This is a genomic window from Nonomuraea sp. NPDC050227 (assembly GCF_044459705.1).
GTDB lineage: Bacteria > Actinomycetota > Actinomycetes > Streptosporangiales > Streptosporangiaceae > Nonomuraea.
In genome coordinates this window covers 1-18,267 of sequence record NZ_JBITJF010000003.1, presented here as the reverse complement: position 1 = coordinate 18,267, position 18,267 = coordinate 1, and the positions used below count along the sequence as shown (strand labels likewise).

The 18,267-nt window shown below is 72.6% G+C and carries 18 protein-coding genes; 11 read left to right on the top strand and 7 right to left on the bottom strand.

Translation table 11 applies throughout. The features are described from left to right. Nucleotides 1-2: 2 nt before the first annotated feature. A complete protein-coding gene (locus ACIBK9_RS12490) occupies nucleotides 3-308 on the bottom strand; it encodes an antibiotic biosynthesis monooxygenase family protein (protein WP_397157621.1) in 306 nt (101 codons plus the stop codon). A 31-nt stretch (nucleotides 309-339) separates the two neighbouring features. Between ACIBK9_RS12490 and ACIBK9_RS12485 the strand changes: the two genes are divergently transcribed. Beyond that, a complete protein-coding gene (locus ACIBK9_RS12485) occupies nucleotides 340-924 on the top strand; it encodes a TetR/AcrR family transcriptional regulator (protein WP_397157619.1) in 585 nt (194 codons plus the stop codon). Between the two features lie 167 nt (nucleotides 925-1,091). Beyond that, nucleotides 1,092-1,835 carry an SDR family oxidoreductase gene (locus tag ACIBK9_RS12480; RefSeq protein ID WP_397157617.1) on the top strand — a complete coding sequence of 248 codons (744 nt, stop codon included), beginning with the start codon at nucleotides 1,092-1,094 and terminating at the stop codon, nucleotides 1,833-1,835. 21 nt (nucleotides 1,836-1,856) lie between these two features. Here ACIBK9_RS12480 and ACIBK9_RS12475 read toward each other — a convergent pair whose 3' ends face one another. Beyond that, nucleotides 1,857-3,347: an FAD-dependent oxidoreductase gene (locus tag ACIBK9_RS12475; protein WP_397157615.1), complete on the bottom strand. Its 1,491-nt coding sequence runs from the start codon at nucleotides 3,345-3,347 to the stop codon at nucleotides 1,857-1,859. A gap of 47 nt (nucleotides 3,348-3,394) precedes the next feature. Between ACIBK9_RS12475 and ACIBK9_RS12470 the strand changes: the two genes are divergently transcribed. From ACIBK9_RS12470 to ACIBK9_RS12460, 3 genes are all read left to right on the top strand, one after another. Then, complete coding sequence (locus ACIBK9_RS12470) at nucleotides 3,395-4,051, top strand: TetR family transcriptional regulator (protein WP_358297351.1); 657 nt, start codon at nucleotides 3,395-3,397, stop codon at nucleotides 4,049-4,051. Between the two features lie 78 nt (nucleotides 4,052-4,129). Further along, nucleotides 4,130-6,517, top strand: coding sequence for an ATP-binding cassette domain-containing protein (locus ACIBK9_RS12465; RefSeq protein ID WP_397157613.1), 2,388 nt, complete (start codon nucleotides 4,130-4,132; stop codon nucleotides 6,515-6,517). Beyond that, nucleotides 6,514-7,344: a sugar nucleotide-binding protein gene (locus ACIBK9_RS12460; RefSeq protein ID WP_397157611.1), complete on the top strand. Its 831-nt coding sequence runs from the start codon at nucleotides 6,514-6,516 to the stop codon at nucleotides 7,342-7,344. The genes ACIBK9_RS12465 and ACIBK9_RS12460 overlap by 4 nt, the downstream gene beginning before the upstream one ends. Nucleotides 7,345-7,355: 11 nt before the next feature. Here ACIBK9_RS12460 and ACIBK9_RS12455 read toward each other — a convergent pair whose 3' ends face one another. The 3 genes from ACIBK9_RS12455 to ACIBK9_RS12445 all read right to left on the bottom strand — a co-directional run bounded on the left by ACIBK9_RS12455 (nucleotide 7,356) and on the right by ACIBK9_RS12445 (nucleotide 8,840). Continuing rightward, complete coding sequence (locus tag ACIBK9_RS12455; protein WP_387683073.1) at nucleotides 7,356-7,769, bottom strand: VOC family protein; 414 nt, start codon at nucleotides 7,767-7,769, stop codon at nucleotides 7,356-7,358. Between the two features lie 77 nt (nucleotides 7,770-7,846). Beyond that, nucleotides 7,847-8,395 carry a copper chaperone PCu(A)C gene (locus ACIBK9_RS12450; RefSeq protein WP_397157609.1) on the bottom strand — a complete coding sequence of 183 codons (549 nt, stop codon included), beginning with the start codon at nucleotides 8,393-8,395 and terminating at the stop codon, nucleotides 7,847-7,849. 130 nt (nucleotides 8,396-8,525) lie between these two features. Further along, nucleotides 8,526-8,840, bottom strand: a complete 315-nt coding sequence (locus ACIBK9_RS12445) for a hypothetical protein (protein ID WP_387683077.1) — start codon at nucleotides 8,838-8,840, stop codon at nucleotides 8,526-8,528. A 246-nt stretch (nucleotides 8,841-9,086) separates the two neighbouring features. Between ACIBK9_RS12445 and ACIBK9_RS12440 the strand changes: the two genes are divergently transcribed. From ACIBK9_RS12440 to ACIBK9_RS12425, 4 genes are all read left to right on the top strand, one after another. Then, a complete protein-coding gene (locus ACIBK9_RS12440) occupies nucleotides 9,087-10,244 on the top strand; it encodes an AI-2E family transporter (protein ID WP_387683079.1) in 1,158 nt (385 codons plus the stop codon). A 100-nt stretch (nucleotides 10,245-10,344) separates the two neighbouring features. Then, a complete protein-coding gene (locus tag ACIBK9_RS12435) occupies nucleotides 10,345-10,818 on the top strand; it encodes a hemerythrin domain-containing protein (protein ID WP_358297330.1) in 474 nt (157 codons plus the stop codon). A gap of 74 nt (nucleotides 10,819-10,892) precedes the next feature. After that, nucleotides 10,893-11,198, top strand: coding sequence for a hypothetical protein (locus tag ACIBK9_RS12430; protein WP_397157606.1), 306 nt, complete (start codon nucleotides 10,893-10,895; stop codon nucleotides 11,196-11,198). A gap of 124 nt (nucleotides 11,199-11,322) precedes the next feature. Then, nucleotides 11,323-13,518 carry a SulP family inorganic anion transporter gene (locus ACIBK9_RS12425; protein ID WP_397157604.1) on the top strand — a complete coding sequence of 732 codons (2,196 nt, stop codon included), beginning with the start codon at nucleotides 11,323-11,325 and terminating at the stop codon, nucleotides 13,516-13,518. 40 nt (nucleotides 13,519-13,558) lie between these two features. Here the strand turns inward: ACIBK9_RS12425 and ACIBK9_RS12420 are convergent, their stop codons facing one another. Then, nucleotides 13,559-14,518, bottom strand: coding sequence for a YbgA family protein (locus tag ACIBK9_RS12420; protein ID WP_387683091.1), 960 nt, complete (start codon nucleotides 14,516-14,518; stop codon nucleotides 13,559-13,561). 73 nt (nucleotides 14,519-14,591) lie between these two features. Between ACIBK9_RS12420 and ACIBK9_RS12415 the strand changes: the two genes are divergently transcribed. Then, on the top strand, nucleotides 14,592-15,113 hold the full coding sequence (locus ACIBK9_RS12415) for a hypothetical protein (protein ID WP_387683085.1): 522 nt from the start codon (nucleotides 14,592-14,594) through the stop codon (nucleotides 15,111-15,113). Nucleotides 15,114-15,150: 37 nt separating this feature from the next. Here the strand turns inward: ACIBK9_RS12415 and ACIBK9_RS12410 are convergent, their stop codons facing one another. After that, nucleotides 15,151-15,558: an ATP-binding protein gene (locus tag ACIBK9_RS12410; RefSeq protein WP_397157601.1), complete on the bottom strand. Its 408-nt coding sequence runs from the start codon at nucleotides 15,556-15,558 to the stop codon at nucleotides 15,151-15,153. Nucleotides 15,559-15,871: 313 nt separating this feature from the next. Between ACIBK9_RS12410 and ACIBK9_RS12405 the strand changes: the two genes are divergently transcribed. Then, on the top strand, nucleotides 15,872-17,872 hold the full coding sequence (locus ACIBK9_RS12405; protein WP_397157599.1) for an endo-1,3-alpha-glucanase family glycosylhydrolase: 2,001 nt from the start codon (nucleotides 15,872-15,874) through the stop codon (nucleotides 17,870-17,872). Nucleotides 17,873-18,267 lie beyond the last annotated feature (395 nt).

Genomic DNA, 18,267 nt, shown 5'->3' with positions numbered 1-18,267 from the left:
CCTCAGGCGGCGGCCAGCCGGACGATCTCGCGCGGCCGGGCCTCGCGCTCGTCGAAGGCCACGTCGACGTCGGCGGCGCCGAGCGCGGCCAGCGACGCGGCGAACGCCTCGTCCGACTCCCAGCGCACGATGGACACCACCGCCTCCGCCGACAGCCAGCACTCCGCCGACAGGCAGCCGGGCATGCTCCGGAACGCCTCGGCCACTCTGCGCACCCGCTCGACGAACTCCTCCCGGTGCGCGGCGTGCGGGTAGTGCGTGGCGATCATGGCGACGTGCACGGGGCTCTCCTCTGTGTTGGTCAACATAGAATACGATTGATAGCACAGAGGAGGTGGCGTGACAACGCGACGGGAACAGACCAGCAACGAGAGCCGCGAGCTCATCCTCAACGCGGCGGCCGAGCTGTTCGCCGAGAAGGGCTACCGGCAGACCACGTTCCACGACGTGGCCGCCCGGTCGGGCATCAGCCGCGGGTCCATCCCGTGGCACTTCGGCGGCAAGGAGGGCCTGCTGCTGGCCGTGCTCGAACGGTCGGTGGCCAGGGTGCGCGACGGCCTCGCCGACGCCCCCGAGGGCGAGCCGGACTTCGGGCCGTTCGACCAGGGCGTCGGCGCGATGTTCGCCCTGCCGACCACCAAGCTGTTCGTCACCCTGCTGGTCGAGGCGCTGGAGCCCGGCTCGCCCATCCGCGACCGCTACGTCGAGATCCACGACACGCTGCGCGACCACTGCAGGCGCTGGCTCGAACGCCTGCCGCTGCCGCCGGGCCTGCCGGCGGAGCCGCTGGCCGTCGCGCTCATCGGCGCCGGCATCGGCATCCACCAGCAGTGGCTGGTCGCCCCCGAGCGCGTCGACGCCGGCGCGGCCCTGGCCGCCCTGCGCGCCCTCGTCGCCGGGGTGCTGCCGCCCGCGCACGACTGACCGCGGGCGCGGGCCGCCCTCCTCGCCGCCCCGGCCGTACGGACATGACAGGACATCGCCGGGTAATGGAGGCGTCACGACGGGTGCCGCCGGGCCGCCGGCTGGACATGACATCAGCCGGCGACCGGACGGCACACGAGGTGCCCCGGGCGATGAGGGAGGTCGTCATGAAGGTTGTCGTGGTCGGCGGGACCGGCCTGATCGGGTCGAAGCTCGTGCGCAGGCTGGCCGGAGAGGGGCACGAGGCGGTCGCCGCGTCCCCGAGCACCGGCGTCGACACCCTCACGGGGGAGGGGCTGGCCGAGGCCCTGGAGGGCGCGCGGGTCGTGGTGGACGTCTCCAACTCGCCGTCGTTCGAGCGGAGCGCGGTGCTGGAGTTCTTCGAGACCTCCACCCGCAACCTGCTGGCCGCCGGGGCGGCGGCGGGCGTCGGCCACCACGTCGCGCTGTCGGTCGTGGGCACCGAGCGCATGCCCGACAACGGCTACTTCGCCGCGAAGATCGCCCAGGAGCGGCTGATCGAGAAGTCGGGCCTGCCGTACTCGCTGGTGCACGCGACGCAGTTCTTCGAGTTCGTGCGGGGCATCGCCGACGAGTCGGCCGCCGACGGCGTGGTGCGCATCGCACCGGTGCTGTTCCGGCCCGTCGCGGGCGACGACGTCGCGGCGGCGCTCGCCCGGGTCGCGCTCGGGACGCCCCTGAACGGCCGGACCGAGGTCGCCGGCCCCGAGCAGTACCGGATGGACGAGTTCTTCCGCGACGCGCTGGCCGGCCTCGGCGACCCGCGCGAGGTGGTCACCGACGAGCACGCCCGCTACTTCGGCAGCGAGCTGACCGAGCGCTCGCTGGTGCCCGGCGACGACGCCGCGCTGGGCCGGACCACGTACCAGGACTGGGCGGCCGGCGAGTAGGGCGCGCTCAGAACCAGGCGGTCAGAACCAGGCGGCCAGCGCCTCCTCCAGCGCGGCGTCCGGCGCGTCGCCGGCCCAGGCGACGACGCCGTCCGGCCGGACCAGCAGGCCGCCGAAGTCGCGGACGTCCGCCGGCTTGGCCGCCAGCACCGGCACCCGCGGGTCGGCCGCCAGACCGGCCCCGAGGTCCAGCAGCAGCCCGCGCCCCTCGTGCAGGTGGTCGCCGACCCGGGTGCCGTCGGCCAGCTCCAGGTCGGGGACGCTCCGGCCGACCAGCGGGTGGCCGCCGGGCAGCTCGTAGCGGTGCCAGACGCCGGAGAGCCGCTTGACGAAGTACGTGGTGCCCGCGGTGGTGTCGATCAGGTCGGACACGACGGCCCGCAGCGCCCGGGAGCGGGCCTCGGGCCGCATGAGCTCCACCTGGGCGCGGGTCCAGTCGAGCACCCACGCGCCGATGGGGTGGCGCTCGGCGGTGTAGGTGTCCAGCAGCGCCTCGGGCGAGCGGCCCCGGACGACGGCGGCCAGCTTCCAGCCGAGGTTGACGGCGTCGCCGATGCCCAGGTTGAGCCCCTGACCGCCGAAGGGCGAGTGGACGTGCGCCGCGTCGCCGGCCAGCAGGACCCGGCCGAGCCGGTAGGTGGTGGCCTGGCGGGCGTTGTCGGTGAAGCGGGTGGCCGTCCTGACGCCGGTGACGGTGACGTCCACGCCGGAGACGGCCCGCAGGCTGGCCTGCAGCTCCTCGGCGGTGACCGGCGCGGTGCGGTCCTCCGGCGGCCCGTCGAACTCCACGGTCAGGATGCGGCCGGGGGTCGGCCCGTTGGCGTAGGTGCCGGTGTCGGTGTGCGTCCAGCCGGTGCCGAGCCCTTCGGCGCCCTCCATCGTCACGACAGCCTGGTGGCCGGTGATCTGCGGGGGCGTGCCGGGGAAGTCGAAGCCGGCCAGGCGGCGCACGGTGCTGCGGCCGCCGTCGCAGCCCACCAGCCACCCGCAGCGGAACTCCCGCTCGCCGGCCCGCACGACCACTCCGTCGGCGGAGGGCTCGAAGCCGGTCAGCTCCACGCCGCGCAGCACGTCCGCGCCGAGCTCGGCGGCCCGTTCGCCGAGCACCCGCTCGATGTCCTGCTGCCGGATGCCGCTCAGGCGGGCGGCCGGCCCGCGGTCGGCGAAGTCGGGGTCGCTCTCGTCCACCCGGTCGGTCAGCAGCCACAGCCCGGCGAAATGCCCGGCGAAGGCCGACATCTTGGGCTGCCCGGCCGCCGCCGCGCCGCCCCGCTGGGCCATGAACGCCTGGACCGCCTTCATGGTCTCGGCCTGGGCCTCCTCCAGCACCGGGAGCAGCCCGCGCCGGTAGAAGGCCTCGGCGGTGGGCGTGTTGATCGAGCCGGCCTTGACCGTCTGGTCGATGTCGGTCAGCCGCTCCAGCACCGCCACGCGCACGTCGTGCAGCCGCAGCTCGCAGGCGAGCATCAGGCCGACGGGGCCGCCACCGGAAATGATCACGTCGTAGTCCATGGCGAAAACTATACCCGACTAAATTTTAAGTGCGATACACTTTTTTCGTGAAAGAGACTCCATCGCTCCGCGAACGCAAGAAGGCCGAGACCCGCAGGCGCATCTCCGACCACGGCTCGATGTTGTTCTACGAACGCGGCTTCGACGAGGTGACCATCGGCGAGATCGCCGAGGCGGCGGACGTCTCCAAGGTGACGGTGTTCAACTACTTCCCCCGCAAGGAGGACATCTTCTTCGACCGCGTCCCCGAGCTGGTCGACCTGGTCACCGGCACCGTCCGGGGCCGCCGGGCGGGCGAGCCGGTGCTGTCCGCGCTGCGGGACATGCTCGTCCGGCACGCGCGCGAGGGCCACCCGCTCGGCGGGGTCGACGACCGGTTCGTGCACTTCTTCCGGGTGGTGGCCGGCTCCGCGGCGCTGCGGGCGCGCGCCAGGGAGATCGCCGACGAGCTGGAGGCCGTGCTCGCGGCCCTGATCGACGAGTCCGGCGAGGGGCTGCCCGGCCGGTTGACCGCGGCGCTGCTCGTCGGCGCCTTCCGCTCGGCCTTCCTGGCCACCGCGGCCCGCCAACTGGCCGGGGAACGGGCCGCCGACGTGCTTCCCGACCACGTCGCGGCGCTCGACCTGGCGTTCGACGTGCTGGCGCGGGGGCTGGCGCCCACCCGGTCAGGATCGGAGAAGCATCCACCCCGCGACCGGCATTAACGTGAGGCCGTACCCGCGTGGCCGGCCGGATTCGGCCCGGCGACGCCTACGGGGGCCCGCGCGAGAGATGGAGAGACGATGAGCACGCACACGCCGCCCGAGCGGCAGATCGCCGACAGCCACGATCTGATCCGCGTCCACGGCGCGCGCGAGAACAACCTCAAGGACATCAGCGTCGAGCTCCCCAAGCGCCGGCTGACGGTGTTCACCGGCGTGTCCGGGTCGGGCAAGAGCTCGCTGGTGTTCGCCACCATCGCCGCCGAGTCGCAGCGGCTGATCAACGAGACCTACAGCACGTTCGTCCAGGGGTTCATGCCGACGCTGGCGCGGCCCGAGGTCGACGTCCTGGAGGGGCTGACCACCGCGATCATCGTCGACCAGCAGCGGATGGGCGCCGACCCCCGCTCCACCGTCGGCACCGCCACCGACGCCAACGCCATGCTGCGCATCCTGTTCAGCCGGCTCGGCCGGCCGCACATCGGCTCGCCCAACGCCTACTCCTTCAACGTGCCCTCGGTCCGCGCCAGCGGCGCGATCACCGTCGAGCGCGGCTCCAGCAAGACGGTCCGGCAGAGCTTCACCCGCCTGGGCGGCATGTGCCCCAAGTGCGAGGGCCGCGGCACGGTCTCCGACATCGACCTCACCCAGCTCTACGACGACTCCAAGTCGCTGGCCGACGGCGCCTTCACCATCCCCGGCTGGAAGTCCGACAGCTTCTGGACCGTGCGCGTCTACGCCGAGTCGGGGCTGCTCGACCCCCACAAGCCGATCCGCGACTTCACCGAGCAGGAGATGCGGGACTTCCTCCACCGGGAGCCGACCAAGGTCAAGGTCGAGGGCGTCAACCTCACCTACGAGGGCCTGATCCCGAAGATCCAGAAGACCTTCCTGTCGAAGGACAAGGAGGGCATGCAGCCGCACATCCGCGCCTTCGTCGAGCGGGCGGTCACCTTCACCACCTGCCCCGAGTGCGACGGCACCCGGCTCAGCCCGGAGGCCCGGTCCTCGAAGATCGACGGCGTCAGCATCGCCGACGCGTGCCGGATGCAGATCACCGACCTGGCCGAGTGGATCCGCGCCCTCGACCAGCCGTCCGTGGCCCCGCTGCTGACCACGCTGGGCCGTACGCTCGACTCCTTCGTCGAGATCGGGCTGGGCTACCTGTCGCTCGACCGGCCGGCCGGCACGCTGTCGGGCGGCGAGGCGCAGCGCGTCAAGATGATCCGCCACCTCGGCTCCTCCCTCACCGACACCACCTACGTCTTCGACGAGCCCACCATCGGCCTGCACCCCCACGACATCCAGCGGATGAACGGCCTGCTGGTCAGGCTGCGCGACAAGGGCAACACCGTGCTCGTCGTCGAGCACAAGCCGGAGGCCATCGCCATCGCCGACCACGTCGTGGATCTCGGCCCCGGCGCCGGCACGGAGGGCGGCACGGTCTGCTTCGAGGGCACCGTCGAGGGGCTGCGGGCCAGCGGCACCGTCACCGGCCGCCACCTCGACGACCGGGCCCGCCTGAAGGACGACGTGCGCAAGCCCACCGGCGCCCTGGAGATCCGCGGGGCGAACAAGCACAATCTTCGTGACGTGGACGTCGACATCCCGCTCGGGGTGCTGGTCGTCGTCACCGGCGTGGCCGGCTCCGGCAAGAGCTCGCTGGTGCACGGGTCCATACCGGCCGGCGCGGGCGTGGTGTCGATCGACCAGAGCCCGATCCGCGGCTCGCGGCGGAGCAACCCGGCGACCTACACCGGCCTGCTCGACCCCATCCGCAAGGCGTTCGCCAAGGCCAACGGCGTCAAGCCGGCCCTGTTCAGCGCCAACTCCGAGGGCGCCTGCCCCAACTGCAACGGCGCCGGCGTCCTCTACACCGACCTGGGCGTGATGGCCGGCGTCGCCACCGTCTGCGACGAGTGCGAGGGCAGGCGCTTCCAGGCCGAGGTGCTGGAGTACCGCCTGGGCGGCCGGAACATCAGCGAGGTGCTGGCGATGCCGGTGACCGAGGCCGAGGAGTTCTTCGGCGCGGGCGAGGCGCGCACCCCGGCCGCGCACGCCATCCTCGGCCGGCTCGCCGACGTCGGGCTCGGCTACCTCAGCCTCGGCCAGCCGCTCACCACGCTGTCCGGCGGCGAGCGGCAGCGGCTCAAGCTGGCCACCCAGATGGCCGAGAAGAGCGGCGACGTCTACGTGCTCGACGAGCCCACCACCGGCCTGCACCTCGCCGACGTCGAGCAGCTGCTCGGCCTGCTGGACCGACTGGTCGACGGCGGCAAGTCGGTGATCGTCATCGAGCACCACCAGGCGGTCATGGCACACGCCGACTGGATCGTCGACCTCGGCCCCGGAGCCGGTCACGACGGCGGCCGGGTCGTCTTCGAGGGCACCCCCGCCGACCTCGTCGCCGCCCGCTCCACCCTGACCGGCCAGCACCTGGCGGCCTACGTCGGCGGCACGTCCGCATGAGGCTGCTCGTGGTCGGCGGCAGCGGCTTCCTGGGCGCCGAGCTCGTCCGGCAGGGCGTGGCGGCCGGGCACGAGGTGACCGCGACCTGCCACACCCGCCCGGGGGAGGCGGCCGGCGTCACCTGGGCGCCGCTCGACGTGCGCCGGCGCGCCGAGGTCGAGGCGCTGGTCGCCGCGGTCCGGCCAGCGGCGGTGGTCAACGCCGCCTTCCGGCAGCACGACTGGGCGACCACGGCCACCGGCGCCGCGAACGTCGCCCTGGCCGCCGCCGCGGCGGGCAGCCGCCTGGTGCACGTCTCCAGCGACACGGTCTTCTCCGGCGCGGCGGTCCGTTACGACGAGACGTGCCTCCCCGACCCGATCACCCCGTACGGCGCGGCCAAGGCGGCCGCCGAGACCGTCGTGGCCGCGGTCGCGCCGGACGCGGTGATCGCCAGGACGTCGCTGATCATCGGCGACGGCGGCTCGTCGCACGAGGCGCTGGTGCACGCCCTGGCCACCGGCACGAGGCAGGGCGTGCTGTTCACCGACGACGTGCGATGCCCGGTGCACGTCGCCGACCTCGCCGCGGCCCTGCTGGAGCTGGCCGCCGAAGGGCCGCCCGGCGTCCGCCACGTCGCCGGGGCCGACGCGGTGAGCCGGTACGAGCTGGGCCTGCTCGTCGCCCGCCGCGACGGGCTCGACCCGGCCCGGCTCCCGGCGGGCCGGCGCGCGGACTCGGGCGTGCCCGGCCCGCTCGACGTGCGCCTCGACTGCGCCGCCACCCAGCGGCTGCTGCGCACCAGGCTGCGCGGCGCGCGCCGGTTCCTCGACCCGGCCCGCTCCTGACCTTGCCCGGCTCAGGGTCGCTGGTTGATGCGGATCAGGTTGCCCGCCGGGTCCCGCACGGCGCAGTCGCGCACCCCGTACGGCTGCTCGGCCGGCTCCTGGACGATCTCCGCGCCGTTCGCCGCCAGCCGGTCGAAGACGGCGTCGAGGTCGTCGGTCGACAGGTTGATGCCGGCGAAGGTGCCCTTGGCCATCATCTCGACGATGGTGCGGCGCTCGTCCTCGGTGATGCCGCAGCCGTCGGGGACCGGCGGCTGGAGCACGATCGACGTGCCGGGCTGGCCCGCGGGGCCGACCGTGATCCAGCGTTTCCCGTCGTAGCCGACGTCGCCGCGCACCTCGAAGCCGAGGGCGTCGCGGTAGAAGGCGAGGGAGGCGTCCGGGTCGTCGTGGGGGAGGTAGCTGGAGTGGATGGTGATGTCCATGCCGGTCACGCTAGTTCCGCCGGTCCGGACGACGCTTCTCGATTCCTGACCGCCGTCCGTCCGCGCTTCCGGTGGCCTCAGCTGTGGCCCGGGACGGGGGTGCCGGCGCCCCGCTCCAGCGGCAGCACCGGGATGCGCAGGGTGGTCGTGCCGGTGGTCAGGCGGAAGGTGACGTCGATCGGCGTGGCCCCGAGCGGGCGGTCGATGTCGAGGATCTCCAGGTGCGGACGGCTCTGCCCCTCCTGCAGCGAGACGGTCGAGCGGGCCGGGACGGTCACGTTGACCTCCTCCTGCGCCGCACCCGGCCCCGCCCGGTAGACGACCTTCCTGGCGTGCACGGTGCTGACGCCGTCGAGCTTCTGGGGCTGGTCGCTCTCGTTGACCAGCGTCAGGTAGAGGCCGAGGTCGTCGCCCGGCTTCTGCTGTTCCACGGACGGGGCCAGGATGTGGACGTGCAACAGCCGCATCGCCCCCACCTGCCCGTCGACCAGCCCCTCCCGGGCCGTGCCCTGCGGAAGGGGCGACTCCCGCTGCCCCGGGTTGCAGGCCGGCAGCAGCGCCAGCACGCACAGGGCCGACAGGAAGGGCAGCAGCATCGCGCGCGGGCCCCGTGGTGATGTCCTCATGTTCGTGCCTTCGTGTGGTGTGAGGCCGGTGACGAGGCCACAGCGCGGGCCCGCTCGCACGAGCGCCGCCTGCGGGGGGTTGACCGCAACCACGATGTACCCCCTTGACCGGCCCCCATGCCGGACCCGCCTACCCGCCGGAGTCGCGGTAGAAGCTCAGACCGGCGTGCTCGGGATCGGTGTAGACCTTCACCGTCCCGTCCGGGTACGCGGCGAACGGCAGGACGACGCCGTCGGGGCACGGGTGCAGGAACATCAACGTCGGGCCCACGACGACGAACGAGCGGGCCTGCGGCGTGGCGTGCTCGGCGCCGTGCTCGGCCCGCCACCGGGCCACCCGGTCGGCCGCGCCCGGCTGCCTGGCGACGTCCTCCACCTTCCCGATCAGGTCCTCGATGGCGACCTGGTCGAGGATCTCGACCTGCACCTGCTGCGGTTCCCCCATGCCGTTCTTCCTTGGCTCGTGTCCTGCCCGGCCCCCGCGACGGGGGCACCGGCCGGCCGGTGAGCCCGCCGCCCCCGGGATGTGCGGCCTACCCCCTGCCAGGTACGGCGAAACGGCGCAGGTCAGCGCCCTGATCGCCGGGCGCGCGCAGCCCGGCGGCCGCGTCCGGGACACGAGGGGCGGCGGCGACGATAGACCTCGCCGCGGCCGGGCAGAGAAGGGGGTTTCTCAGGTTCAGGAGCCCCCATGTCTGGTGATCAGTTCACTTCCGCCGCCCCGCCGGGCGAACCCGGCGCGGCGTCCGCGGCCGCCCGCGACGGCCACGCCTCCGGCCCCCGCCCGGAGACGACGGGGCTGCCCTTCGGCAGGCCCGGACGCCCGTTCGGCAGCACGCCCTTCGTCTTCGGGTTCACCGCCGCGCTCGGCGTGCTGACCGCCTGGCTGCTGGTCCAGGCGCTCACCGCCAGCGCCTCGATGCTCCTGCTGATCATCGTGTCGTTGTTCCTGGCCGTCGGCCTGGATCCCGCCGTGCGATGGCTGGAGGAGCACGGCCTGCCGCGCTGGGCGGCGATCACCGCGGTGTTCACGGCGGTGATCGTGCTGTTCGCCGGGTTCGCCATGGCGATCATCCCGGCGCTGTCGGAGCAGGCGGGACAGTTCGCCGAGCAGCTGCCCACCTACATCCAGCAGTTGCAGAACAACCCGCAGATCCGCGACCTGGACCAGCGCTACCAGCTCCTGGAACGCCTGCAGACGTACCTGACCAGCGGCGACCTCGGCCGGCAGGTGTTCGGCGGGCTGCTCGGCATCGCCTCGATCGTGGTCAGCGCCGTGTTCTCCACGCTGACCGTGCTCATCCTCACCCTGTACTTCCTGGGCGCGCTGCGCTCCATCACGCGCACCGGCTACCGGCTGATCCCGAGGAGCCGCAGGGACCGGGCCCGGCTGCTCGGCGACGAGATTCTCAACCGGGTCGGCGGCTACGTGGCCGGCAACCTGATCATCTCGCTGATCGCGGGCGTGACCACGTTCGTCTTCCTGTCGATCGCGGGCGTGCCGTACGCGCTGGCCCTGGCGATCATCGTGGCCCTCACCGACCTCATCCCGCTCATCGGCGCGTTCATCGGCGCGGGCATCGCCACGCTGGTCGCGCTGTTCGCCTCGCTCCCGGTGGCCATCGCCACCCTGATCTTCTTCGTCGTCTACCAGCAGATCGAGAACTACCTGATCGCGCCCAAGGTGATGAAGTCGTCCGTGGACGTGCCGGCCGCCGCCACGATCGTGGCCGCCCTCATCGGCGGCGCCCTGCTCGGCGTGGTGGGCGCCCTGCTGGCCATCCCGGTCGCCGCCGCCGTCCAGGTGATCGTCAACCACGTGGTGCTGCCCCGTCAGGAACGTCACTGAACGCGCCGGGTGTGAGCGCCTGACCTCGGGGTACCTGGGGCGGACCCGACGCCCGGCATCCCTCGTCCCGCCGGGCGTCCCGACCCCAGGGAGGCCGTCCATGGACGCGATCGTGCTGCTCAAAGAGGACCACAAGACCGTGGAGAAGCTGTTCAAGGAGTTCGAGAAGGCGGGCCAGGACGCCCACAAGACCAAGCAGAAGATCGTCGCGCAGGTCATCGAGGAGCTGACCGCGCACACCTACATCGAGGAGAAGATCTTCTACCCGGCCGCCCGCTCGGGCACCCCCGACACCACCGACCACATCCTGGAGAGCGTCGAGGAGCACCACGTCGTCGTGTGGATGTTGTCGGAGCTGAAGGACCTCGACCCGGCCGACGAGCGCTACGACGCCAAGATGACGGTGCTCATGGAGAACGTCCGCCACCACGTCGAGGAGGAGGAGAAGGAGTGGTTCCCGCAGGTGCGCGAGTCCATGGGGCGCAACCGGCTGCAGGAGCTGGGCGAGGAGATGGCCAAGGCCAAGGCCGAGGCCCCGCGTGACCCCCTGAAGATCCCCAGCGCCTCCTCCTAGCCACGGCGCGGGATGGAACGGCCTGGAACGCCCCAACGGGTGCAGGCCCACCCGTCCCGACCCAGGGGGAGATCATGACGTACCTGAGAAGAAAGCTGCCGGCGGTGCTGTGCGCGGCGGTCCTGGCCGGTTCCGGGGCCGCCGTCCTGGCGGGCGCCGCCACGCCCGCCACCGCCGCCACGGGCACGCTGTTCGACGGCTTCGGCCGTGACCTCGCCGAGAACGTCGCGCTCGCCGGCGCCGAGTCCGACGCCCGCCGCGACGCGCTGAGCCACGGGTTCACGGACTGCGAGGTGTTCGAGTCGGTGGTCTCCCAGGACGCCCGCACCCACGTGTTCTTCGCCCTGGTCACGGTGAGTTGCGAGGACGCCGCGCGGTAGGGCGGAGCGGCAGGGCGGCGCGCCGGACAGCAGGGACATGTCCGGCGCGTTTTACCGTCGTCCGACGTGGGGTTGATCTGGCACTAAGGTGTGCCGCATGAATATAACTACGGAGAGTAGCATCATGCGTACTCTCAGACACGATGTGCCGGCATCGCTGGTGGTGTTCCTCGTCGCGGTGCCACTCTCACTCGGCGTCGCCCTGGCCGCGGGCGCGCCGCTGGCCGCCGGGCTCGTCGCCGCCGCGGTCGGCGGCATCGTCGCCGGCCGCCTGGGCGGCTCGGTGGTGCAGGTCAGCGGCCCGACCGCAAGCCTGACGGTGGTGATCGCCGGTCTCGTGCAGACCTACGGCTGGCGCGCCACCTGCCTGATCACGATCATGGCCGGCGGCCTGCAGGTGCTGCTCGGCGCGTTCAAGGCGGCGCGGGCCGCGCTCGCGGTCTCGCCCGCGGTCGTCCACGGCATGCTGGCCGGCGTCGGCATCATCATCGCGCTCGCCCAGCTGCACGTCGTCCTCGGCGGCAGCCCCGAGCAGTCGCCGTGGGCCAACCTGGCCGAGCTGCCCAGCCAGATCATGGACCTGCACGGCCACAAGGTCATGGTCGGCATCCTCACCATCACGGTCCTGCTGGCCTGGAGCCGGATGCCCAAGCACGTCCGGATGATCCCCGCGCCGCTGGCCGCGCTGCTCGCCGCCGCCGTCACCGCCGCGGTGTTCGGCTGGAACGTCACCCGCATCGACCTGTCCGGCGCGATCACCGCGTGGGCGCCGCCGGTGCTGCCGGCCGGCGACTGGCAGCACATCGCCATGGGCGTGCTGCTGGTGGCGCTGGTGGCCGGGGCGGAGTCGCTGCTGTGCTGCGTGGCCACCGACAGCATGCACACCGGCCCGCGCTCCGACCTCGACCGCGAGCTGACCGGCCAGGGCGTGGCCAACATGGTGAGCGGCGTGCTCGGCGGGCTCCCGGTCGCCGGCGTGATCGTGCGCAGCACCACCAACATCCAGGCGGGCGCCCGCACCCGCTGGTCGGCGATCCTGCACGGCGTCTGGGTGCTGCTGTTCGCCCTCTGCCTGGGCTGGACGATCAAGCTGATCCCGATGGAGGCGCTGGCCGCGCTGCTGGTCTTCATCGGCATCAAGACCATCAGCCTCGGTCACCTCAGGAAGGTCCACGGCCACAACGAGGTGCCCGTCTACGTCATGACCATGTCCGGCGTGATCCTGGTCGGGCTGGCCGAGGGCGTCCTGGCCGGGCTGGCGCTGGCCGCGCTGCTGGCGCTGCGGCGGCTGACCCGGGTGACCGTGGACAAGCGGCAGGAACCCGGCGGGGCCATGCACGCGACGGTCTCCGGCTCGCTCACCTTCCTGGGCGTGCCCCGGCTGACCCAGGAGCTGCGCGCCATCCCGCCAGGCGTCGCCGTCGACCTCGACCTGAACATCGACTTCATGGACAACGCCGCCTTCGACGCGATCCACTCCTGGCGGCTGGACCACGAGCGCCTGGGCGGCACCGTCACGATCGACGAGCTGCACGACGAGTGGTACACGATGGCGGCCAGCGGCGGACGCATGTTCCCGGCCAAGAGCCCGCCCAAGGCGCCCGGCCGCTGGTGGCTGCCGTGGACCCACCGCGGCCGTCCGCTGTCGGCCACGGCGGCGATCGAGTGCCGCCTGGCCCAGGGCGCGGACGAGTTCCACAAGCGCACGGCCCCGCTGCTGCGGCCCATCTTCACCCAGCTCGCCACCCAGCAGCGCCCCTCGCACCTGTTCATCACCTGCGCCGACTCGCGGGTCGTGCCCAGCCTGATCACCTCCAGCGGGCCCGGCGACCTGTTCACGGTCCGCAACATCGGCAACCTCGTGCCGTGCGCCGGCTCCGAGCCGCACGACGACTCGGTGGCCGCCGCCATCGAGTACGCCACCGGCGTGCTGAGCGTGCACACCATCACCGTCTGCGGCCACTCCGGCTGCGGCGCGATGGCGGCGCTGCTGAAGGGCCCGGCGACCACCGAGGGCCTGCCGCAGCTGAGCCGCTGGCTCCGGCACGGCCATCCCAGCCTCGACCGGCTCGGCGAGGGCGGCCACGACGCCTCCGCCGAGGACGCCGCCCTCGACGCGCTGTGCCGGCTCAACATCCAGCAGCAGCTGGAGAACCTGCGGACCTACCGCAAGGTCGACGAGCAGGTCAGGGCCGGGCAGCTGACGCTGGTGGGGCTGTACTTCGAGATCGGCTCGGCGCGGGTGCACCATGTGCCGCCGCGCGCGTCCGCCGCTCCCGAGCCGGACGGCCCGCTGCCGACCGAGCCCAGCCCCACGTAGGCGCGTCCCCCGCCGCGCCGGCTCGCCCGGCGCGGCGGGGTCACACCACGTGGTTGCGCAGGCCCAGCTCCTCCGGGTAGGGGGAGAAGTACGTCTGGTCCTGGACGTAGGTGGCCGCCTCGCCGCGGGCGTGGTGGCGCAGCAACGTCAGCGGCACGCTCAGCGCCACCCGGTGCGCCGCGTACGAGCCGATGACCTCGACCAGGTCGGCGCGGCGCACCGGGTCGAGCTCGTCGCCGAGCATGCCGAGGCAGTGCTGCAGCACGTTGACGTTGCGCCCGATCGACGCCTTGACCGCCATCGCCCGCCGGAACGCCGTGCCGTACTCCTCGGCCAGCTCCTCGCGCGGCCGGACGCCTGCGGCGGCGACCAGGCGGCCGGTCTCGCGGTAGCCCTCGGTGGAGTGGGCCAGCAGCTGCATCTTGTGCCTGGCCTGGAAGGCGACCAGGTCGCGCGGCCGCCAGTCGCCCTCCAGCAGCTCGCGCAGCCGCGCGTGGGCGAAGATGCGCTCGACGAACGCCTCCCGCAGGACGGCGTCGTTGAGCCGCCCCTCGTCCTCGACGGGCAGCAGCGGGTGGCCCTCGATCACCGCGTCGGCGAACAGGCCCCGGTTGTCGCGGGTCACCGCGTGGTCACCGGCGTACAGCGGGATGCCGTGGATGCCGCAGCTCGGGCTCTTGGCCTTGAACACGTAACCGTCGGCCGCCAGGGCCGGGGAACGTTCGGCGGCCAGCTCGTCCATCGCGGAGGTGAGGTCGCGGCGGCTCTGCCGGGTCATCAGGCGCGGGCCGGCGGGCGAACGCTCCAGGCGCAGCGTCTCGCGGGGCGCGCCGAGGCCGATCTCCATCTCGGGGCAGATCGGCACCCAGTCCACGAACGGCGCCAGCTCCTGCGTCAGGAAACGGGCCCGGCTGTGCCCGCCGTTGTGCCGTACCGGCTCGCCGAGCAGACAGCTCGACACCGCCACCCGCGGCCTGCCCCAATCCTGCGCCTGCGCCATGTCCTGACAGATGCCCAGCTCGCGCCTCCGCACGCCACGAAGATTTGTCGCAACCAGGGCGTAGCGTTCAGGCATGACGAATGCGCACATTCCGCTTGATGGCGAGCAGTGGCAGCCTGGGGACCTCGTCGTCGACGCCGACGGCGGCCTGTTCACGCGCGCGAGTGCGCAGGACGAGGCCGACGGCCTGCCCTGGGGGCGTCCCCGGCACGCGGCGCGGCACGCCGACGGGAGCGCCCACGTGCCGGCGGGCGAGGCGGGGGAGCAGGTGCCCGCCCGTCCGCTGACGTTGCTGCTGCGCGACGGGCGGCCGGCGCTGCCCGCCGTGCCGGCCGACGCGGCGACGGTGCTCGGCACGCAGGCCCGCCAGACCGCGGCGCTGGCCGGCGTCGGCGGCCTGTTCCTGGCCGCCACCGCCTTCGACCCGGACGGCGCCGGCGACCCGAGGGCGGCCCGGCTGCGCGCGGACCTGCTGGACCACGTGGTGGTGGTCGACGACGCGGAGGAACTGGCCGCGATGTTCGGCGGCGCGGCCGACGGGCTGCTGGTCGAGCTGGCCGAATGGCACCGGCGCAGCGTGGGCGAGAGCGCCTGACCGGGGCGGCCGGTCGCCCGTCCGGCCCGCTGTCGGGTCAGGGGCCGGTGGGGCGGACGCGGGCCATGCGGAGGCGGACCTGGGAGGAGGCGCCGGTCTGGGTGATGACGAACTCGTCGCACAGGCGGCGCATCACCCACAGGCCGTAACCGCCCGGCCCGATCTGGGGACGGGCGTCGGGGCAGGCGTCGGGCCCTAGGCGGCCCGCGTGGTCGCCGACGTCGACGGTGAGGAAGTCGTCGTCGGCCCAGATGTGCACCCAGCCGGCCCCGCCCGCGTGGTCGAGGACGTTGGTGACCGCCTCGTTGGCGGCGAGCGCGAGGTCGTCACCGCGCTGGGAGGCGAGCCCGGCCTGGAGCGCGTGACGGCGGACGAGCTCCCGCAGCGCCGCGAGGTCCCGGCTGATCGGCCAGCTTGCGGCAGCGCCGGGGGAAGGCTCGGACATCGATCCCTCCTACCCGAAATCACACACCGTGTGCCCATGATGACATCGACCCGGTCGTGCGCGCAGGCCAAGCGGAGACAGAAAAGGGCTGGTCCATCTTGCCCGAGTCGCGGCTTGCGCGCCATGCCCGACCAGGGGACCGTCCGGAGACTGGCCGTCTGACCGCAATGACGTATCGAGGGGCCGAAAATAGCATCGTTCCAAATGGGGGATTTATCCGGAAGTCCTGGCCGGGGACTCGATCTTGCTCCATCGTTGGCGATGCAACGCGGCTCCGCTGCTGCGGAGGCGTACCGAAAGCCAAGGGAGTTCCATGCTCAACCGATATCGGGCCCTGCCGGTCGCGGTGGCGATGCTCACCGCGCTGGCGGGTGCGGCCGCGCCCGCCGGCGCGGCGGCGCCCGCGCAGGCGTCCGCCGTCGCACCCCTCACCGCACCCCTCACCGCACCCCTCGCCGCACCCCTCACCGTGACGTTCGCCGCCACGGACGACGTGTTCATCAGCCAGGCCGAGCCGGCCAAGAGCTTCGGGACCGCGACCTGGATGAGCGTCTGCGGAGCCGCGTGCGGCAGCGCCGCCGCGGGCCGGCGGGTCGGCCTGACCCGCTTCAAAGTCACCGGGATCCCGGCGGACGCCGAGGACGTCAAGGTCACCCTGGACGTCGTCCCGGCCAGGACGACGGACACCACCGTGTCGGTCCGTCCCGTGACGGGTTCCTGGACCGAGGCGGCCACGACCTGGAACACCCGCCCCGAGCTCGGGGCCGCGCCCGTCGCCTCGCACACCGGTTTCACCGCCGGGACGACGGTCAAGCTGGACGTGTCCGCCGCCGTCGAGGGCGACGGCACGTACGCCTTCGCCCTCACCGGCGACGACGACGCCGCCACCGTGCTGATGTCCTCGCGCGAGACCGGGAACCGCGGCCCGAAGCTCACGGTCACCTACACCGAGGGCGGCGGCCAGACCGACGGGCCGCTGCCGTTCGTGCTGCCGGGGAAGGCGGCCCTGCGCGGGTCGGCCAAGAAGGTGTTCGCGCACTACTTCACGCCGTACCCGGTGTCGCTGGACAACCAGGCCCCGGCCGGCGACTACTACGCCAGGAACTACCTCAAGCCGGACGGCGAGAGCGGCAAGCACGCCGCCTACGGCGGCCTGCTGCGCGACCGGCCGGTCGGACGCGACCCGATCAGCGGCGACTACGCGCTGGCCGACTTCAAGACCGAGGTCAGGCAGGCCATCGCGGCCGGCCTGGACGGTTTCACCGTCGACATCCTGTCGATCACCAGCGCCCACTGGACGCGGGTGCAGAACCTGATCAAGGCCGCCGAGGCCGTGGACCCCGGGTTCAAGATCGTGCTGATGCCGGACACGAACGGCCTGGCCTCGGTGGACAGCGCCGCGTTCGCCGCCGCGATGGCGAAGCTGGCCGCCTCGACGTCGGTCTACCGGCTCGCCGACGACCGTCTGGTGGTGGCGCCGTTCAAGGCCGAGGGGCGCACCGCCGCCTGGTGGGCGGCCTGGATGAAGACGATGGAGACCGAGCACGGCGTCAAGGTGGCGCTGGTGCCCTGCTTCCTCGACTTCAACAAGTACCGGGACGCCTTCGCCTCGATCAGCTACGGCTTCTCCAACTGGGGCAACCGCAACCCCGCCGCCAACGCCGCCCTGGGCGGCAACATCGACCGCGCGCACGGCATGGGCAAGATCTGGATGCAGCCGGTGTCGATCCAGGACGAACGCCCCAACCAGGGCGTCTTCGACGAGGCGGGCAACACCGAGAACCTGCGGGCGACGTGGAAGGGCGCCATCGACGGCAAGGCCGACTGGGTCCAGCTCACCACCTGGAACGACTACTCCGAGAACACCCAGTTCGCGCCGTCCAGGAACGCCGGCTGGACGTACCTGGACATCAACGCCTACTACCTGACCTGCCACAAGCTCGGCTGCCCGAAGATCACGAACGACGCGGCGTACCTGACCCACCGGGTCCAGCCGGTCGCGGCCCAGCCGTCCTTCGCGCAGACCAAGCTCATGAAGCTGCGCGGCGGCAGCACGGCCGCGCGTGACACCGTCGAGGTGCTCACCATGCTGACGGCGGCGGCCAAGGTGTCGGTGACCGTCGGCGGCGCGACGCAGAGCTACGACGCGCCCGCCGGCGTGTCGGCCAGGACGTTCCCGCTGAAGGCGGGGGCCGCGTCGGCGACCGTCACCAGGGGGTCGGCGACGGCGGCCAAGGTGGTCTCGCCGTACCCGATCACCGCGACGCCGTACGTGCAGGACCTGCACTACCGCGCGGCCTCCAGCGAACGCTGACCGCCCGGACCCGGGCCCGCGCCACCGCGCGGGCCCGGCACGACCTTCGGGGCCGGCAGGGCGGCGACGGGCGTTTGGAGTTGACGAGCGCGCCCTGTTGTGAAAAGCTGAAGGCGGCACCGAGGTTGACACTTATAGTAAGTGTGGACATTCGTTTCTCAGTTGAGTTATGCTGCTGCCTCGCGCCGCCCTTCGACGCCCCGGATTTCGGTCCGGGCGTTTGGCGTGCGCGCAGTTCGATTCCGTCCGTGCCCTCCGGAAGGACAACTGTTGGCAGCCTCGCTCAACGCCTCCGCCGTGCCCGCTGGTCCCCGTCGCGTCTCTTTCGCGCGCATCCAGGAGCCCCTCGAAGTTCCTGATCTTCTCGCTCTGCAGACCGAGTCGTTCGACTGGTT

Coding starts and splice junctions, on each gene's coding strand:
- ACIBK9_RS12425 (WP_397157604.1), top strand. CDS start 11,323: ATGCGTACTCTCAGACACGATGTGCCGGCATCGCTGGTGGTGTTCCTC.
- ACIBK9_RS12445 (WP_387683077.1), bottom strand. CDS start 8,840: ATGGGGGAACCGCAGCAGGTGCAGGTCGAGATCCTCGACCAGGTCGCC.
- ACIBK9_RS12460 (WP_397157611.1), top strand. CDS start 6,514: ATGAGGCTGCTCGTGGTCGGCGGCAGCGGCTTCCTGGGCGCCGAGCTC.
- ACIBK9_RS12410 (WP_397157601.1), bottom strand. CDS start 15,558: ATGTCCGAGCCTTCCCCCGGCGCTGCCGCAAGCTGGCCGATCAGCCGG.
- ACIBK9_RS12440 (WP_387683079.1), top strand. CDS start 9,087: ATGTCTGGTGATCAGTTCACTTCCGCCGCCCCGCCGGGCGAACCCGGC.
- ACIBK9_RS12415 (WP_387683085.1), top strand. CDS start 14,592: ATGACGAATGCGCACATTCCGCTTGATGGCGAGCAGTGGCAGCCTGGG.
- ACIBK9_RS12435 (WP_358297330.1), top strand. CDS start 10,345: ATGGACGCGATCGTGCTGCTCAAAGAGGACCACAAGACCGTGGAGAAG.
- ACIBK9_RS12420 (WP_387683091.1), bottom strand. CDS start 14,518: ATGGCGCAGGCGCAGGATTGGGGCAGGCCGCGGGTGGCGGTGTCGAGC.
- ACIBK9_RS12430 (WP_397157606.1), top strand. CDS start 10,893: ATGACGTACCTGAGAAGAAAGCTGCCGGCGGTGCTGTGCGCGGCGGTC.
- ACIBK9_RS12465 (WP_397157613.1), top strand. CDS start 4,130: ATGAGCACGCACACGCCGCCCGAGCGGCAGATCGCCGACAGCCACGAT.
- ACIBK9_RS12490 (WP_397157621.1), bottom strand. CDS start 308: ATGTTGACCAACACAGAGGAGAGCCCCGTGCACGTCGCCATGATCGCC.
- ACIBK9_RS12455 (WP_387683073.1), bottom strand. CDS start 7,769: ATGGACATCACCATCCACTCCAGCTACCTCCCCCACGACGACCCGGAC.
- ACIBK9_RS12405 (WP_397157599.1), top strand. CDS start 15,872: ATGCTCAACCGATATCGGGCCCTGCCGGTCGCGGTGGCGATGCTCACC.
- ACIBK9_RS12475 (WP_397157615.1), bottom strand. CDS start 3,347: ATGGACTACGACGTGATCATTTCCGGTGGCGGCCCCGTCGGCCTGATG.
- ACIBK9_RS12450 (WP_397157609.1), bottom strand. CDS start 8,395: ATGAGGACATCACCACGGGGCCCGCGCGCGATGCTGCTGCCCTTCCTG.
- ACIBK9_RS12480 (WP_397157617.1), top strand. CDS start 1,092: ATGAAGGTTGTCGTGGTCGGCGGGACCGGCCTGATCGGGTCGAAGCTC.